The sequence below is a fragment of the Hoeflea sp. YIM 152468 genome, from assembly GCF_029210485.1.
Taxonomy (GTDB): Bacteria; Pseudomonadota; Alphaproteobacteria; order Rhizobiales; family Rhizobiaceae; genus Hoeflea.
Genome location: NZ_JARGET010000021.1, coordinates 1 through 17149, shown reverse-complemented (window position 1 = coordinate 17149; position 17149 = coordinate 1). Strand labels below are relative to the sequence as shown.

Sequence of the window (17149 nt, the reverse complement as noted above, 5' to 3'; positions counted from 1 at the left end):
CAGTTCGCTTGCCCATCAGACCACCTCAAACCAGGTGTTCATGCCGGCTGCCGCATGTTCAAGCATGTGGCAATGGAACAGCCATTTCCCAGGATTGTCGGCCACAAAAGCTATTTCGGTCGTCTGATCCGGTCCGATCAGAAAGGTATCCCGGAATGGCTTTCCCTCATCAACACCAGATCCGGATCGGTTTAGGATCTGGAAATGATGACCATGGACATGCATGGCATGAACCCAGGCGGTTCGGTTTACGGTTTCAATCAGAATGGTTTCGCCTTGCCGTGCCTCGAAAAACGGATCCTCGGCGAGATTGGCCACCCCGTTGAAGGCCCAGGCCTGTCTCGTAGTACGGATATCATCCCCCTTGAGCCTCTTTCCCTTGTAGGTGATGTCAGTCATGCCCCCCATCGCACCACCCGTCATTTCCAGTCGGATGCGCCGGGCCTTGGAAAAGTCAGGTGCGGGCAGAACATTGGGCTGCAGCTTGATGGCGGGTCTAGCCAGTCGCGAAGACTCAGCATCCAGGACAGAGAATCCCGCCATAGGATAAGGCGTGTCCCCGGAGACTTCCTCAATGGTGAAATCTTTTTCGGCTACGACCATCAAAACCACGCGCTGGGCTGGCCCCAGCATAAGCGGCGCATAGTCCAGCCTGCCCGGTTCAGTGAATGATTGGCCATCAAAGCCCAGGAGCGTTGCGCCAAAACGGTTTGGATCTATTTCAAAGATACGTGCATTGGCGGCGTTTATGAGCCGGAGGCGATAGGTCTGTCCCCGGACAAGATCTGACACCGGCCGGCTTTGACCATTGACCGTCAGCCAGTTGCCCAGCCGTCCGCCGTGGGCCCATTCCATCATCGAACCAAGGCTTGCGACATCAAGCACGCCTTCGCCCGCCAACCGCCAGTCATCAAAAACAAAGGTAATGTCGTTTGATCGCTCGAAAGAAGGCTCAGTCTCATCAATAATGAGAGGTCCATATAGACCGCGTGCAACCTGGTTCCAACTCTTGTTATGGGCGTGATACCAAAAGGTGCCGGCATCAGGCGCGACAAAGTCATAGACGAATGAGCCGCCCGGCTGGACCGGGTCCTGGGTCAGCCCGGAAACGCCGTCCATCGCGTTGTCAATGCGAATGCCATGCCAATGGACCGATGTCGGCTCATCCAGCTTGTTGGTGAAACGTACCTGGACACGCTCACCCTTTTTCACCCGGATTTCCGGCCCCGGTGCAGATCCGTTGTAGGTCCAAAGATCCGACGTGGGCGCATCGGGCAGCTAAAGCCGCTGCTCCGAAGGCGCGGCAATGAGATCAAAGAACCCATCCTGTGATTTTGCCAGCGACAGACTCGGCAATTGGGAGGCCACGAGCCCGGAAGAGAAACCGGCAAGCAAACGACGACGGGAAAGTTTCATCAGCGGCCCCTCAGCCCGGCAATCCGGGAGCGGTCTTGGCGATAAACAGCAGGTGCAAATGGCGGGACGCTTTGATTTCCCGCCACTTGTCATTCAGCGGTTACTTCAGCTCTGTGACGGTCAACTTGCCGTTAACCCGGTCGGCAACGAACTCGATGTCCTGGCCTTCCTTCATTTTTTCAAGCATAGCCATGTCAATGGTTTTGAACACCATGGTCATGGCCGGCATCTCCAGATTGGCGAGTTCCTCGTGGATGATGGTGACCTTGCCAGCCTTGAGGTCGACTTTCTTGACGACACCCTTGGTATATTCGGTTGACAGCGCCGCGGTGGCGCCGCTGACGGCGATTACGGAAGCAAGGGCGAGTGTTATGAATTTGCGCATGGGGGATAGCCTTTCGTTGTGGTGGAAGTGGTGTGCTGATTCATTTGCTGGCGACAGTAACGTCACCCTTCATGCCCGATTCGTAATGACCGGGGATCAGACAGGCGAACTCGAAGGTTCCGGTCTTGGAGAAGGTCCAAATGATCTCGCCGCTGGTTCCTTCCATCAGGCGGATCGCATTCGGATCATCGTGCTCCATCTCTGGAAACTTCGCCATGATCGCCTTGTGCTCCATGTTCTCGTGATGGCTGTCGAGGACGAATTCGTGTTCGATCTCACCTGTGTTCTTGATCTGGAACCGGATCGTCTCGCCTTCCGCCACCTGCAGTGAGGCTGGTTCAAAGAGCATCTGGCCATCGTCTTTTTCGGACATGGAAATTTCGACCGTCCGGCTGACAGCGGTGGCCTTGCCGGGCTTGCCCGCATCCATTTCATCATGATGTCCGCCCCCGTGGGTGCCTGCCGCAAGCGCGGGCGTGCCGAGCAGGATGAGGGCTAAAGTGCTGCCTGTAATCAAGTTCATCGATCTTCCTTTTGGTGGGTTGGTCGGGGTGTAGTCAGGGTTAACCTTTGCCGCTGTGCGGCTTGGGGGTGATGGTTGTCTTTGCATCAGCGGCCTTGGCAAAATCGGGGATTTCGCCGGTCCACTCATAGGCCTGGGTTCCAGGCGGGTTTTCGTACCAGCCCGGATCGCTGTAATCGCCGGCGGAGATGCCCTCACGGACCTTGACGACGGAGAACATGCCGCCCATTTCCAGCGGTCCGTACGGACCCCATCCGGCCATCATCGGAATGGTGTTGTCGGGCAGCTCCATCGACATTTCCGCCATGTCAGCCATGCCGGCGGTTCCCATCGGCATGTATTCGGGCTGCACGATCCGGATCTTTTTGGTCACCTTGGACTTGTCGACGCCGATGAAGGTCGGCACGTCATGGCCCATGGCATTCATGGTGTGGTGGGACTTGTGGCAATGGATGGCCCAATCGCCCAGGTATTTGGCGTCGAATTCATAGGCCCGCATGGCGCCCACAGGTATGTCAATCGACACTTCCGGCCAGCGGGCTTCCGGGCGCACCCAGCCCCCGTCGGTGCCGGTCACCTCGAAATCATACCCATGCATGTGGATCGGGTGATTTGTCATGGTCAGATTGCCTACCCTCACCCGCACCCGGTCATTCATCGAAACGACAAGTGGGTCAATGTCGGGAAAAATACGGCTGTTCCATGTCCACAGATTGAAATCGGTCATGGTCATGATCTTGGGCACATAGGAGCCGGGATCGATGTCGAAGGCATTGAGCATGATCAGGAAATCACGATCAACCGGCATGAAGGACGGATCCTTGGGATGGACGATGAAGAATCCCATCATCCCCATCGCCATCTGCACCATTTCGTCCCCGTGGGGGTGGTACATAAAGGTTCCGGACTTCACCAGATCGAACTCGTAGATGTAGGTCTTGCCGGACGGGATTGCCGGATGTGACAACCCAGCGACTCCATCCATGCCGGATGGAAGGATCAGCCCGTGCCAGTGTACCGTTGTGTGTTCGGGCAGCTTGTTGGTGACGTAGATCCGGACCCGGTCGCCTTCCACGGCTTCGATGGTCGGGCCGATGGACTGGCCATTGTAACCCCAGAGATAGGCGGTCATGCCGTCTGCAAGTTCACGCTCCACCGGCTCGGCGACGAGATGGAACTCCTTGACGCCGTTGTTCATCCGGAATGGCAAGGTCCACCCGTTCAGCGTCACCACCGGATTGTAGTCCGGTCCGGTCGACGGCATCAGCGGTGCCTGGGTCAACGGGCTATCCATCAGCGCCGCATCGGGCAGCCCCATATTTGTCGTTTTTGACCAGGCGGTCGAGGAGGCAAGGGCCGCACCCGCGGCACTTGCGCCGAGTAATTGTCGTCTGTTGAACATGGTCTTTTCCTTTCCGGAAAGTTAGTGGCCGCCGCCGCCAGCGTCGCCGACGGAGGGTGCAGCGGCACTACCGCTTGCTCCGGTTCCGCCGCCATAGATCGCAGCAGACAGATTGACATCGGCCAACCAGAATTCGCGCTTGGCGTTGATCGCCAACATCAAGGTTCCGATCTTGGCGCGGGTGTCGGCGAGGAGTTCGAAGGTGTTGGAAATCATGCCATTATAGGTCAGCAAGCCTTCCGCCTCGATGGTGGTGCGCAATGGCACAACCGCGTTGAGGTAGTGCCGCGCGATCTCATGGGTCGAACTATAGGCTGTGTAACCAGAACGCGCCTCGGACCGAATATTGACGGCCTTTTCCGCAAGCTGATTTGCCGCCTGCATATAGCTGAGCTCGGACTTGCGCAGACGGGCTTTGCCGCTGTCGAAGATCGGGATCACGAATTCGAGTTCGATCTGCGGCGTGACGACGGTTTTCCTGGTTTTATTCTCTTCCAGTTCACCGCCGGCAATCTCGTATTCGCTCTCGATTTCACGCTCGATTTCAACCCCGGAAATGATCTCAAGATCGGTGACAAGTCGCGTGGCTTCAGTCAGGCCGTAGCTTTTGGCGACAGCGTCGAGCTCAAGTTTGGCGACCCTGAGGTCGACGCGGTTTTCGAGCGCTTCCTGCTCGATCCGGTTGCGTTTGATGATGCTACGTGGAAGCCGCGGCAAACGGTCGGGGACGAAATAATCGACATCGCTGCCCCACAAGCCCATCAGTCGGGTCAGCTCTTCTTTTGCCAGCCGTGACGCCAGCCGCGCTTCGGCCATTTGTCCGGTCAGCTCGGCATAGAAGGCGTGTTCGCGCGCCTGACTGCCTTTGCCCATGGCGCCGCTTTCGCCCAGCTTCTGTGCCAGTTCCGATGCGGCGTCGGCAGCCACCTTGGCCTGATTGAGATAGGCGACGGTTTCGAACGCCGATACCGAATTGATCCAGGCCCGGCGCGTATCGTTGGCAACTTTCAGTGTTGCGTCAACGGCGCGCATCTGCGACTGCCTGAAGCGTGTATCTGCAATATCGACCCGCGCCTTGCGCGTTGCCAGCGCCAGAATATTGGTTGCGATCATGCCTTCGATCGCCCGCAAGGCGCCCAGTTCCGGAGCGCCAATGCCGAGCAGGCCGATGGAAACCGTCGGATTTTCGAGCATGCCCTGCTGCCAGGCCTCAGCTGCATTCATGCCAATGTCGGCATAGGCTGCCTGAAGTCCGCGATTGTTGAGCAGCGCCACCTGTACCGCGGTGTCTGCATTTATGGTCTTCTTGTGAACCAGACCCTGGACGCGCTCAGAGACAGCCTTGGCCTGCTGCTGATTCTGGATCCAGACGGTATCTTTGCCTTTGGTGCCGATTGACACGGCCGCCGAAACAACCCCGAATCCGGCGTCCTTTGCCGAATAGCCGGCCAGGTCCTGATCTGTCACACATCCTGACAGGGCGATTGCCGCGAGCGGCAGGACCATGCGGGCTTTGAACGCTCTCCGCACGCTCATGATCCGCCTCCCGCACCGGGCCCCTGGCTGTCGTTTTGCTGACGCCACGGCTTCGGATTGACTGGAACGCGGTGCGTGTAGCCGTCGAGTACCGTGTGATGGTGCGTGCTCCGGATGCCGAGGCCGGAATCGACCGGCGAAACCGCCGGCAAGATGTCGGCAGGCCTGTTCGACGCCGCACAAGCGGCAAGCGCCAGCGGCAAGGCAGCCGCCAAGAGATAACGATACATGGGTGTCCTACTGCGATCGAGAGTGTGAGGGGCCGGTCAATTCCGGCGTCGATGACCCTGGAAAAGGTCAGGTCACACTTCAGGCTCGCGGCGGTCGCTCCGGCAATGCCGTGACGGTGACGATGAATCCGGGCGTGAGTCCGGTCTCGAAACGTTCCGCAATGTACAGATCGGCCGTCTCGGGCTCATAGGCGCAAATCGCAACGAAACAGGTCGCGGGACAACAAAGGTCTGCCTTGTCACCCGGATTTGCAGGAACTGAACCTTGGTCGGAACCAGAGGATATATCCTGGGATAAACCGTGGGCGGCTGCCGGTCGATCACTCGAGACGTGCCCCATCATGGCATGGTGCCCACCCCCGTCGGCGGCCTGAGCCCCGGTGATGGCAAGCGCCCGCAGGGGCCCCGGCAAGAAGCTCGCAACAACAAGCAGCACGACCAGGAACATGCGTCGGCGACGGGATATGAAGTGATTCGACAGCTTCATCGGCGGATTTGATAGCCTAAATTTGAGCAACAACAATAGCCTTTTTGATCAAAAGCCAGTGAGGAGATGTCTGTTCTTGGCGTATGCGCTGCTGGGGTATTGTCAGGGTATTCCATTGCCGCGTTGAGTACTACCTGTGTAGATACAAATTGTGTCGACTTCTGGATCTTTGATCTTCACCGCCGACATGGGTCCAGAATATCAGCGGTGCAGAATATTTCGAGATCTATACCACCACTCTCCGGATCGTTTTCCGAACAGTCCGGTGGAGTTTGATGCTCGGCGATTATCTATAAAGCTTCCACCCAGCGGAAGGTCAAGCGCCCGCGCCTTCATGTCAGCCATCGCCATCGCGGTGACCGTCATCTTCCATATCAACAGATGAGTCCTGATCTAAGGTGTCCTGTCCTGACCAGATTGCGATGTGCAACATCGCAGGCAGGAGGACCAGGTCAGGCAAAAGCTGTGGGCTCAACCCGGGCCCCTCGTTCGAGCCCGTGCAGGATCGGGCAATCAGGTCGATGGTCGCCATGGCAAGTGTCCGCCAGGGTCTTCAGCACCCCTATCATGTCGCGCAACTCGCTGATCCTGACTTCGAGATCGGCAATGTGCTGCAGCGCCACCCGCTTGACCTGGCCGCTTTCGCGGCTCCGGTCCTGCCAGAGGTTGAGCAGAGTGGAAATCTGCCTGACTGAAAACCCGAGATCACGCGACCGCCGCACGAACCTGAGCGTGTGAATGTCGACGTCGGAATAGACCCGGTAACCCGACGCAGTCCGCAAGGCCGGCCTGATCAGGTTCAATCCCTCGTAATAACGGATCATCTTGGCGGATATGCCGGTCGCCTTGGCGGCTTCGCCGATGTTCATAGCAACTCCTCCTGTTTTGCGGCCTCGGGCGTGAAAAACACATCGGCGTAAACCCGATTCGCCAGTGCGCCACGTTGCGAGGCTAGAGCCTGCATGGCCTCCACCATCGGTGGTGGTCCCGCCATGTAGACGCTGAATCCGCTGAGATCGCGGATATCGTCGGCAATGGCGTCCGTTACCATGCCGCTACGATGCTCCGGATTGTCCGTCACTGCAACAACCGGGATGAAGCTGAACCCGGCGTGGCGGGCTTCGAGCGCCCGGAAATGGGCGGCATAATAGAGGTCGCGCTCTGTTCGTACACCGAAATAGAGCAGCACATGCCGATCGGGATCGAGCGAAAGGGCCGCCTCGATGATCGATTTCACCGGGGCCAGGCCGGTTCCGCCGGCTACCGCCAGGATCGGACCGGCGTGGGTTTCTCGAAAGTAACTGCTGCCCATCGGACCAGTCAGCTGCACCACGTCACCTACAACCAGACGAGAGACCAGTCCGCTTGTCCGGCCACCCGGAACGACCCGGACATGCAGTTCGATGAGTTCCTCACGGGGTGTATTGGCCATCGAGTAATGCCGCGCCCGTGTGCCCTGGATTTTCAAGGACAGATACTGCCCGGCGGCGAAGGCCAACGGCGCTGACGGGCGAAGCCTCAGGATCACAACATCATGGGTCGCCTGGCTCGTCGAGAGAACCCGGGCGGTCGTCTTCGCTGCTTCGCGGGGCACATAGTCGGTATCAAGCCATTCAACCGATAACGGCGTAACCGGTGTCGCCACGCAGGCAAGGATCTGTCCCTTGGCGGCTTTCTCTGCCGTCAAGGCAAATGGCGAGTGCTTCGCCATCACCACCTCGCCCTCCAGCAGGCGCGACTTGCAGGCGCCGCACCGCCCCGACAAACAGCCGTGAGGATAGGCGACCCCGGCAGCAAAGGCTGCGTCGAGGATGGTTTGTTGGTCAGCCGCGCCGATACGGCGGGAAAGTTGTGGCAATGTGATTGTGGTCATCTCTCTCTCCTCTTGATCTGGTGGGTCGGTGTGTCCTTAAGGATGGAACCCATCTGTCAGGATCGATTTCCTAGGCCGCGGCTGCGGTGAGACCGAGCAGTTCGGCGATTTGCGGTGCCTGGTGGCTGAAGGTGCCCCAGAAAACCTGTCCCTCAATGAGGGTCAGCGGGGCGATCCGCATTCCGGTCCGCTCCCGTGCTTCCTCGGCAATCAGCGGGTCGCGCAGGTCGTGTTCGACAAAGGGAATGCCCAGGTTCCGAAGCCAGCGCTTCAGCGCGATGCAGTCGGGGCATTGCGGCGTGGTGTAGATTTCAATCCAGGATCTGGAAGGTGCATCGGTCATGATGATGTTCTCCTGAATGGGGTGCAGAGCGCCCAGGCCCCGCACCCGCAGTTGATGTTAGGCAGGCTTGGTCTTGGACCAGTCCTTGATCGGCGCGGTGAAACGTTTCAGCCGCAACGCATTGCCCAGCACGAACACGCTGGACATGGCCATGGCGCCAGCGGCCAGCACCGGCGACAGCAAGGTTCCGGAGAACGGGTAGAGCACGCCTGCCGCCACCGGAATCAGCGCGGCGTTGTAGGCAAACGCCCAGAACAGGTTCTGCCGGATGTTGGTTATGGTCGCCTTCGACAGGCCGATGGCATTGGCAACGCCGGTCAGGTCTCCGGCCATCAGCACCACATCGGCGCTCTCGATGGCGACGTCGGTTCCGGTGCCGATGGCGATGCCGACATCCGCCTCGGCCAGCGCCGGTGCGTCATTGATGCCGTCGCCGACAAAGGCAACCTTGCGGCCACCAGCGCGCAGGCGTTTGACCGCCTCGACCTTGCCTTCCGGCAGCACTTCGGCCACCACCTGGTCAATGCCGAGACGCGCGGCGATGGCTTCAGCCGTGCGGCGGTTGTCGCCGGTGATCATGGCAACCTTCAGCCCGAGGGCGTGAAGCGCGTCAATGGCAGCCGGTGTCGACGGCTTCACCGGATCGGCAACCGCGATGATGGCCGCCAGCTTGCCGTCAATGGCAGCATAGAGCGGTGTCTTCGCTTCCATGGCCAGATCTTCCGTCACCTGTGGCTGGACAGCGTAGGTGACGCCGACCTGGCGCATGTAGCGGTCCGCGCCGACGTGCAGGGTCTTGCCCGCCACTTCGGCCTTGATGCCGAAGCCCGGGACGGCTTCGAACGCCTCGACCGGATGAATCGCAAGCGCCTGCGCCTTGGCGGCTGCAACAATGGCTTCGGCCACCGGATGCTCGGACATGGCTTCGGCAGAGGCGACCAGCGAGAGAACCTCGTCACGGTCAAAACCGTCGCTGACAATGAGATCGGTCAGGGTCGGGCGTCCGAGGGTCAGGGTACCGGTCTTGTCGAGGGCAACCACATCGGTCGATTTGAGGCTTTGCAGGGCATCGCCATTGCGGAACAACACACCGAGTTCTGCGGCGCGTCCGGTTCCGACCATAATCGAGGTGGGAGTAGCAAGGCCCATGGCGCATGGGCATGCGATGATCAGCACTGCGACGGCGTTGACCAGCGCAAACGCCAATGCCGGGTCCGGGCCAAAGCTGAGCCAGACCAGAAACGTGAGTGCCGCAGCAAGCATGACGGCGGGCACGAACCAGGCCGTCACCTGGTCGACAATCGCCTGAATCGGCAGTTTTGAGCCTTGCGCAGTTTCTACCATCTGGATGATCTGCGCCAGCAACGTGTCGGCGCCGACCTTGGTTGCCTGATAGACAAAGCTGCCCGTCTTGTTGATGGTGCCGCCGATGACTTCATCACCCGCCACCTTTTTCACCGGCACCGGCTCGCCGGAGATCATCGCCTCGTCGACATAGGAGAAGCCGCTGGTCACCCGCCCATCCACCGGGATCTTGTCGCCGGGACGCACCTGGATGATATCGCCGGTGGCCACCTGTTCGAGCGGCACCTCGACGAATTCACCGTTCCGCTCTACCCGGGCCGATTTGGCTTGCAGCCCCATCAGGCGCTTGATGGCTTCGCCGGTCCTGCCTTTGGCACGCGCCTCGAGCAGGCGTCCGAGCAGGATCAGGGTCACGATGACCGCGGAGGCTTCATAGTACACATTGGCAGTGCCATCCGGCAGAATGCCGGGCGTAAACGTGGCCACCACGGAATAGGCCCAGGCAGCCGTCGAGCCCAGAACCACCAGAGAGTTCATATCGGGTGCAAGACGCAGAAGCGCCGGCACGCCCTTGCGGTAGAACCGCAGGCCGGGGCCGAATTGCACCACCGATGCGAGGGCGAAAAAGATGAGATAGAGGGTCTGGGTACTGACCGCATGCATCAGCCACATGTGCAACGCTGGAATCATGTGCGAGCCCATCTCCAGAACGAAGATCGGCAGCGTCAGCGTCGCAGCGAGGCTGAAGTCGCGTATCAAGGCGCGGTACTCGGCTTCCTTTGCGGCCTTGCGACGGTCGGTTTCCTCCGCGCCGCCCTTTTTTCTTGTAGGCTCGTAGCCGCTTTGGCGTATGGCCGCCTCGACTTCCGTCAGAGCGAGCCCACTGGCATACTGGACCACTGCGGTTTCCGTTGCCAGATTGACCGAGGCGCCAAGGACGCCGGGGACGGCGGCGATAGCCAGTTCGACCCGGCGGACACAGGAGGCGCAGGTCATGCCTTCGATGCCGAACTCGGCCACATCTGCTGCGATTTCATAGCCGGCATCGTTCACGGCCTTGATGACGGCTTGCGCGTCGGGCCTGGCTCCGAACCGGACTTCGGCGGTTTCAGTGGCCAGATTGACCGAGGCGGATTTGACACCGTCAAGTTTGGCAATGGCAGTTTCGACCCGCTTCACGCAGGAGGCACAAGTCATTCCCTCAATCCGGAACCGGTGCCGGGCATCTATTTCAGGGCGCATGTTCATGGGGGTAGTCCTTCAAAACAATTGGTCTTGAAAACAGCCCTAAGGCTTCCCATCATGGGAAGGTCAAGCGTTCTTTGTGCATTTTTTTTTGGAGGCAAATATTTTTCGACACTCCCTTGACCTTGCCATGGGGGGAAGCCCCAATTGGGTGCTCACTGGCAGGAGCCAGCCAACCAAAGGTGAGAGAAATGTTGAAACTTAATGTACCTGATATGACGTGTGGTCATTGCGCCAGCATCGTGACCAAGGCGCTCCGGAGCGTCGACCCGCAAGCGCAGATCGACATCGATCTGGCGACCAGGAACGTGGCCGTGGCCTCAACTGCCGATGCCGGTGCACTTGGCGCCGCTTTGCAAGAAGCAGGTTATCCCGGCACCCCTGCCTGATGCTTCCGAAGCTCGGCTGATGCCTTCCAGCGCCCTGTGCCCAGCAGCGGCACTCATCTTGACAGCGCGCCCGTGCTGTCAAGATGTCTGGGTGCCGCGACAGGCGCTCTCGGTGAACCGCAACCGGTCACCGAGAACGCCCATGAGTGGCTATGAGTGGCTCGGGACTATTCGGTTCGCCACTGGCAACGAACCTGGCGACTCCCCAGGCCCGGCGGCACGGACACAGGGTCTCATGTCCAATGGCAAATCCGACTTTGGATGTCATTCTCCGGGCGTATGAGGATCCGCCAGGGCAGCCTCCGGTCGGCTGACCGGTACGCTCTTCAATGATGTTGTTTCTGCGAGCGCCTTGGCACCACGGTTTTTCAGAAGTTTTCGGAAACTTGAATGCATGCCGCCATCCGAATACGCATGAACAGAAATATCCGCGCCGGAGGCAATGACAGCTTCCATCTTGCGTTCATCAGACACACGCCGGGCAGCAACGGCATCGTCTTCCGTGCTCAGGAGAGGTGGGCATGACGCAAGCGGGTCGCGAGGATTACCCCCCTCAAAAGTCGCATCAAAGACATACCGTCTGCCGCAATAGGAGACCTGCGGCTGCCGGCCCGTGACCTCCAGAATGTCATAACCCTGTTTCAGGTTCTTCCAAAATTCGAAGTTGGGGTCATTTCGGTTTCGCGCCATGTTTTCAGGCGTCATCCGGAATGGAAAAGCCTGCACCTGAAATGACGATTGTCCACCCCTCAGGGCCTCACGGACTATCGCATAGATGCCCGCGACGCCGGCATCCGTGAGCGCGTAGCATCCTGACGATGTACAGGCACCATGAACCATCAAGGCGTCGCCAGTGTAACCGAGTGCGCTTTCCAGCCTGTTCGGGTAGCCAAGATTGAAAGCGAGATAGTATTGGGAGTTGGGATTGAGCATGCCCGCGGAGACATGGTAAAATCCTTCCGGAGCCTGCCGGTCGCCTTCTGTGGTCTTCGGGCCGAGCTTTCCGGACCAGCGACACATGGGAAACGTCTTCAATAGCGCGTAACGCCCGGTGCGGTCACGTTTCCAGATCTCGAGTTCGCTCTCATCCTTGAAAATCCGGACCAGGATGGGATCAGCCGGGGTCATCTTGAGCTTTCTCATGTCGCTGACAAGGCTTGCCGCAATTGGCTGATTTGCCTTGTTGTCAACGTCAAGAACCGTCGATACGCAAGCTGTCATAGACACTGCAATCGCAGGCAGGACCAGAAATTTGAGTAGCTTCTGAAACAAGTTCTTCTCTGTCCCTTGTGGATCGGAGAGTTGGTGCCGCCGTCTCAGTCAAGAGCGCGATGTTGATGTTGATAACGTAACAGATGTGTGCATTCGCGTGGTTAACGAAAATTTGGAAGTTGACATCATTTCCGGCTGATCTCCCGGCCGGGCAGCGAGGTGGACGAAGGCAACCGTGGCGCGACACCTTGCTGATCGGGCCCGAACAGACGACGGAAACTGCCTTTGTCGCCGACAATCCGGGCAAATGGCGTGACCCTAGTCACATGCCTGAACATGCCGCGGCAGGCATGACGACGGCGTTCACCATTGCGTGAAGGCCGGTTTATTATGGAACATTTTAGCTTTTCCGGGTAATTAGGGTGGTATGCGCAATCTTGTCATCGCACTTGTTTTCTTGCTGTTTTCCAATGGCGCACTCCTGGCTGCAACGCAGAGTGCGAAAACAGCTGATACGGCTGGCCAGATGATGACCGAGCAAAGCCGGCCCGACGCTGTCAAGAAGGACTGCTGTGAAAGTCCCGGCAGCAAGATGGGGCATGGTTACAATTCCTGCGCCATGGATTGCCATTTCCTCGCGCCCTATATCGTTATCAATTTCCGGCGAACAATCCCCGTTAAAGCAAGTTGGTCTTCGTCTTCGCTGACATATTCGGTCGAAGGCACCCTCATGCGACCCCCTATTGTGTCCTGATCACGGATAGCCGCGCCAATGGGCGCTTTCGGAATTTAATCAGTCACGAGGTGATCATGATCTCCAAAAGAAAATTCATGTTGGGCTTTGCGGCTTTGACATTGATGCCGGCACCGCAGGCTCACGCACATACAAAGTCTTTCAAGCTTGACCCGAAATTCGAGCCACAGACCGTAGCGTTTTCGGGCTATGCGCCCGGTACCGTTATCGTCGATCCCCGCAATCATTTTCTCTACTTGCAAGTGAGCAAGGGAATGGCACGCCGCTACGGCGTTGGTGTTGGCAAGGCAGGCCTTACTTTCAAAGGAACCGCCACGATTGCCCGCAAGGCGAAATGGCCGAGCTGGACGCCGACCCAGAACATGATCCGGCGCCAGCCCGGCAAATACGCAAAATATGCCAAGGGTGTCCCCGGCGGTCCCGGCAATCCGCTCGGATCACGGGCGCTTTATCTCTACAGGAACGGGCGAGATACTTATTATCGCATTCACGGCACGACAGAGCCCTCGTCGATTGGGCGCTCGGTCTCCAACGGCTGTATTCGCATGATCAATGCACATGTTGAAGACCTGTATGAAAGAGTGCCTGCCGGTGCCGAGGTGGTGGTGTTGTGATGCAACAGCAAGCACGGTCCAATACCGGTTCCCGCGCTTTCATCGTGTCTCGGATACGTATATGCAACGCCAGCAAGGCCGGTTCAGGCCAACCCGCCAAGGGGAAAATTCGCGCCCGCTGACTGCCGGTTTGGACCTATGCCACGGTGTTCACCACTTCGCGCCCCAAACTGGGGGCCATGCTGCCAAGACCAATCTCTCACGATTTCGAAAGGCATATGATATGACCAAATTCCTCACCCCATTTGCCCTGGCGTTTGCCATGGGGCTTTCCGCAACGGTCACGGTTGCGTTCGCTCAATCGTTGGAAGCTGACAACAAGATCATGGTGTTCAAGACGCCGTGGTGCGGGTGCTGCCAGGCCTGGGCTGACGCGATGGAAAAGGCCGGCTACGACGTCGAAACCACGGACGTAGAAGACCTCACCCCGATCAAGATGCAGGCCAGCGTGCCCGGCGAACTTGAGGCCTGTCACACAGCCATGATTGGCGGCGAACGCAAATACGTGCTTGAAGGCCATGTGCCGATCGAGGCGGTGAAAACATTGATGACCGAGAGACCGGATATCCGCGGAATCTCGGCCCCGGGCATGCCGATGGGCTCACTCGGCATGGGCGATGATCCGGCGGCAAACTATAAAGTCTACGCGTTCACCGGCCGAGCCGCCGAAACCCCTGCGGTTTTCTTCGAGGCTGGCAAACAATGAACCGGCGACAATTCATCACCGGGGCAGGAAGCCTGTCGGCTTTGGCCTTGCACGGGTGTTCCACAACAGAAACTCCGCAGGCGCCACCCCCGCCCAAAGGCCCGCCGTCCTCCTATCTTGCCATGTATGGGCCGATGCCGGAGGAAAGATTTCCCATTCCGGCAGTCGAGCTGACAAGAGTACCGGAAAAATTCTGGCGGAGGCAGGTGGATTATACCGAGCCGTACCCGGTCGGTACTGTCGTGGTCAACACACACACGTTTTTCCTCCATCTCGTCCAGGAAGGCGGCAAGGCCATGCGTTATGGGGTTGGGCTTGGCCGGCAAGGCTTTGAATGGTCCGGCGAAGGCCGCATACAATGGAAGCAGGCATGGCCAAAATGGACCCCGCCCGCAGAGATGATCGCCCGGCAACCGGAACTGGAGCAATGGAGCGCGGACAATGGCGGCATGCCGCCGGGGCTCGACAATCCTCTGGGTGCCCGCGCGCTCTACATCTTTCAGAACGGTGTCGACACGCTTTACCGTATCCATGGCTCCCCCGAATACTGGACGATCGGCAAGGCGGTCTCGAGCGGCTGCGTCCGGCTGATGAACCAGGATATTATTGACCTGTATAACCGCGTGCCTTCGGGCTCCCGGCTCATAGTGGTGTGAGTCGGCCATGCGTAAACCTTTGTATGTCACGGCCATTGCCGTCATCGCGGGGTTTGCAGCAGCCGCGATCGTCGTGACGGTGCAGCAGGATGCAGGGAGCGCGGGGCTTCTTAAACCAGAGGACCGGCGGTTGTTGGCGTTGGGGCAAACCCTGTATGGCGAGAATTGCGCGTCCTGCCATGGTGTGAAATTGGAGGGGCAAGTCAAGGATTGGCAGTCTCCGGGTGCCGACGGCCTGATGCCGGCGCCGCCCCATGACGAAACCGGCCACACATGGCATCACCCGGATGAAATTCTCTTCGAGATCACGAAATACGGAATTGTAGCCGCAGCAAATCTGACGAATTACACTTCGGCAATGCCGGTCTATGAAGACGTGCTCACCGATGCAGAAATCATCGCTGTCCTCTCCTACATCAAGAGTACATGGCCGGACGAAATCCGCGACCGCCATGACGAAATGAATGCGCGCTACGCCCTGGAGCCGAAATGACCCATTCGAAACGTATGGCTTGGGTGGATATTGCGAAGGGCGTGTCGATCATCTTGGTGGTGATGATGTATGCGGGCATCGTAACGTTAACCGAGCGGCGATTGGCCTGTGCGTGTCTTGTTGCTGCTGTACTGAGAGGGCAAGATGTAGTGGGTTTCGGGTGAAAGCTCAGCGAATCCACCTTTCGAAGTGAAGGAAAATCAGGCCATTATTTTTTCGATTTTCTCGAAGATCGCTAATCCTTTTGCGGTAAGCTTAACCTGCCGCGCTCGCTTGTCGTGCGGATGCGGCCTTTTTCGAATAATCGTATTCCTTCGATCTTTTGCGGAATTCCCTCTGAGAGCAGGTCAGTGTGCCGGAGAAGCGACGGGTAGGGAATTTGCATTTCGTGAGCAATGTTGCGCAGATTTTCATCGCCAGATGCCAGTACGTGCAGACGTCGTGCGATGAACACAAAGGCTGAGAGAGCCCCGATCGTCATCCTGAGGTCAAGCTCCCTTAAAACATCTAAAATTCTCTCCAATTTTTCTATTTCGGGTCCGAAAACTGGAAGAGTCTCCGGTTGCTGGAAGAAGAACATGTTGACCTTTCGAAAGCTAATGAAATTATGCGTCTTTCCCGCGCAACCGGGAACGACGAAGTTATTAATTGGCAGAAGTATCTCTATCGGACCCAGGATGGAGTGTACTTCACCGCATGTAAGATCAATGCCGAGTCCATTTGGGCCAAGGACATTAACAGTGGGCGAATTGCCGGAGATGAACCAAGATTCCTTACCGATGAGCAAGCCTTGGAGTTTCTGTGCCAAGAAGGACGGATTGATCTGGCCTATGGCTTGTTCGGCTGCCCGGCTGCGTGAAGCCGGGAAGGTTCTCGCCATACAAGAACTACGGCAAGTTCCCCGAGTAATGCAGATCTAGTCTTATGGGTCGTCTTCAGCGAATTCATAGTAACCCAGCGCGCCGCACTCGCAGGTGCACAGGTGTGAATGTAACATTATGAAACGTTACGAAAACTTTCGTAACTCAATATTTATTACAAATCTGTCTATGATGCTTGTCGCAATTTAAATTGCGCGGCATTATTTCTATATGAGAAGCATGAAATACATAAGAGTACAGGCGAAAACATTTGCGAAATCAGCCAAAGGCATTTTGGGGCCGCTTCCGCTACAGCGTGTTGTCCGCGATCACATTGGTTTTCTTGAACGCCTACGGGCGGCTGGCGCGACCTGGGAGCAGATAGCCTCACTCATGAAGAGCGAAGGTTTACGTACGCGAGGTGGTAGTCCGGTTAGCGCGGCGGTGTTGCGTACGCTGTATTCTCGCGTTCGACAACCTGATCGGAAAGTCCATAAAGGCCTCAGCGCTGATCGCGTCGCGGGCGCGTCGATCCACCAATCTCAGGCTGCTACATTAAGCGATTTCAAACACGACACATTAAACGAACGGCTGGAACGGGCTGCGCGGCTACGGGGGAACCTGCATGAACGAGAGTAAAGTGAAGGATGACGAGCTCTGACCTGAGCCCCTTAACTTCCTCCAAAATTTGGTAGAGTCCGTCACGACAAGGAGACGGAC

Annotated in this window: 20 protein-coding genes; 8 read left to right on the top strand and 12 right to left on the bottom strand. The window is 58.0% G+C overall.

The features are described from left to right. Positions 1–15 precede the first annotated feature (15 nt). The 10 genes from PZ897_RS10650 to PZ897_RS10605 all read right to left on the bottom strand — a co-directional run bounded on the left by PZ897_RS10650 (position 16) and on the right by PZ897_RS10605 (position 10748). Complete coding sequence (locus PZ897_RS10650; protein WP_275752485.1) at positions 16–1278, bottom strand: multicopper oxidase family protein; 1263 nt, start codon at positions 1276–1278, stop codon at positions 16–18. Between the two features lie 238 nt (positions 1279–1516). Beyond that, a complete protein-coding gene (locus PZ897_RS10645; RefSeq protein WP_275752262.1) occupies positions 1517–1801 on the bottom strand; it encodes a copper-binding protein in 285 nt (94 codons plus the stop codon). A gap of 40 nt (positions 1802–1841) precedes the next feature. Further along, positions 1842–2324 carry a cupredoxin family protein gene (locus tag PZ897_RS10640; RefSeq protein WP_275752261.1) on the bottom strand — a complete coding sequence of 161 codons (483 nt, stop codon included), beginning with the start codon at positions 2322–2324 and terminating at the stop codon, positions 1842–1844. Between the two features lie 40 nt (positions 2325–2364). Further along, positions 2365–3726: a copper oxidase gene (locus PZ897_RS10635; protein WP_275752260.1), complete on the bottom strand. Its 1362-nt coding sequence runs from the start codon at positions 3724–3726 to the stop codon at positions 2365–2367. A 21-nt stretch (positions 3727–3747) separates the two neighbouring features. After that, entirely contained in the window at positions 3748–5262 is a 1515-nt protein-coding gene (locus tag PZ897_RS10630; protein WP_275752259.1) for a TolC family protein, read from the bottom strand. Further along, positions 5259–5492 carry a hypothetical protein gene (locus PZ897_RS10625; RefSeq protein WP_275752258.1) on the bottom strand — a complete coding sequence of 78 codons (234 nt, stop codon included), beginning with the start codon at positions 5490–5492 and terminating at the stop codon, positions 5259–5261. Before PZ897_RS10625 ends, PZ897_RS10630 begins: the two co-directional genes overlap by 4 nt. A 939-nt stretch (positions 5493–6431) precedes the next feature. Then, a complete protein-coding gene (cueR, locus tag PZ897_RS10620; RefSeq protein WP_275752256.1) occupies positions 6432–6848 on the bottom strand; it encodes a Cu(I)-responsive transcriptional regulator in 417 nt (138 codons plus the stop codon). After that, positions 6845–7852 carry a 2Fe-2S iron-sulfur cluster-binding protein gene (locus PZ897_RS10615; RefSeq protein ID WP_275752255.1) on the bottom strand — a complete coding sequence of 336 codons (1008 nt, stop codon included), beginning with the start codon at positions 7850–7852 and terminating at the stop codon, positions 6845–6847. Before PZ897_RS10615 ends, cueR begins: the two co-directional genes overlap by 4 nt. Positions 7853–7922: 70 nt before the next feature. After that, the gene (locus tag PZ897_RS10610; RefSeq protein ID WP_275752254.1) at positions 7923–8195 is read right to left on the bottom strand and encodes a glutaredoxin family protein; all 273 of its coding nucleotides are present in this window, start codon (positions 8193–8195) and stop codon (positions 7923–7925) included. A gap of 57 nt (positions 8196–8252) precedes the next feature. Then, on the bottom strand, positions 8253–10748 hold the full coding sequence (locus tag PZ897_RS10605) for a heavy metal translocating P-type ATPase (RefSeq protein WP_275752253.1): 2496 nt from the start codon (positions 10746–10748) through the stop codon (positions 8253–8255). 188 nt (positions 10749–10936) lie between these two features. On the opposite strand from PZ897_RS10605, the gene PZ897_RS10600 reads away from it, so the two are divergent. After that, positions 10937–11134: a heavy-metal-associated domain-containing protein gene (locus PZ897_RS10600; protein WP_275752252.1), complete on the top strand. Its 198-nt coding sequence runs from the start codon at positions 10937–10939 to the stop codon at positions 11132–11134. 264 nt (positions 11135–11398) lie between these two features. On the opposite strand, the gene PZ897_RS10595 is transcribed toward PZ897_RS10600, so the two are convergent. After that, complete coding sequence (locus PZ897_RS10595; RefSeq protein ID WP_275752484.1) at positions 11399–12355, bottom strand: murein L,D-transpeptidase family protein; 957 nt, start codon at positions 12353–12355, stop codon at positions 11399–11401. Between the two features lie 134 nt (positions 12356–12489). On the opposite strand from PZ897_RS10595, the gene PZ897_RS10590 reads away from it, so the two are divergent. The 7 genes from PZ897_RS10590 (at position 12490) to PZ897_RS10560 (ending at position 15733) form a co-directional block, all read left to right on the top strand. Then, on the top strand, positions 12490–12723 hold the full coding sequence (locus tag PZ897_RS10590) for a multicopper oxidase domain-containing protein (RefSeq protein ID WP_275752251.1): 234 nt from the start codon (positions 12490–12492) through the stop codon (positions 12721–12723). A 50-nt stretch (positions 12724–12773) separates the two neighbouring features. Continuing rightward, positions 12774–13100 (top strand): hypothetical protein, encoded by a 327-nt coding sequence (locus PZ897_RS10585; RefSeq protein WP_275752250.1) that lies wholly within the window; start codon positions 12774–12776, stop codon positions 13098–13100. A 104-nt stretch (positions 13101–13204) separates the two neighbouring features. Then, entirely contained in the window at positions 13205–13714 is a 510-nt protein-coding gene (locus tag PZ897_RS10580; RefSeq protein ID WP_275752483.1) for a L,D-transpeptidase, read from the top strand. A gap of 223 nt (positions 13715–13937) precedes the next feature. Next, entirely contained in the window at positions 13938–14420 is a 483-nt protein-coding gene (locus tag PZ897_RS10575) for a DUF411 domain-containing protein (RefSeq protein ID WP_275752249.1), read from the top strand. A gap of 206 nt (positions 14421–14626) precedes the next feature. After that, on the top strand, positions 14627–15076 hold the full coding sequence (locus PZ897_RS10570) for a L,D-transpeptidase (RefSeq protein WP_343217455.1): 450 nt from the start codon (positions 14627–14629) through the stop codon (positions 15074–15076). 19 nt (positions 15077–15095) lie between these two features. Continuing rightward, the gene (locus tag PZ897_RS10565; protein ID WP_275752247.1) at positions 15096–15569 is read left to right on the top strand and encodes a cytochrome c; all 474 of its coding nucleotides are present in this window, start codon (positions 15096–15098) and stop codon (positions 15567–15569) included. Further along, positions 15566–15733: a hypothetical protein gene (locus PZ897_RS10560; protein ID WP_275752246.1), complete on the top strand. Its 168-nt coding sequence runs from the start codon at positions 15566–15568 to the stop codon at positions 15731–15733. Before PZ897_RS10565 ends, PZ897_RS10560 begins: the two co-directional genes overlap by 4 nt. Positions 15734–15804: 71 nt before the next feature. On the opposite strand, the gene PZ897_RS10555 is transcribed toward PZ897_RS10560, so the two are convergent. Further along, positions 15805–16449: a hypothetical protein gene (locus tag PZ897_RS10555; protein ID WP_275752245.1), complete on the bottom strand. Its 645-nt coding sequence runs from the start codon at positions 16447–16449 to the stop codon at positions 15805–15807. Positions 16450–17149 lie beyond the last annotated feature (700 nt).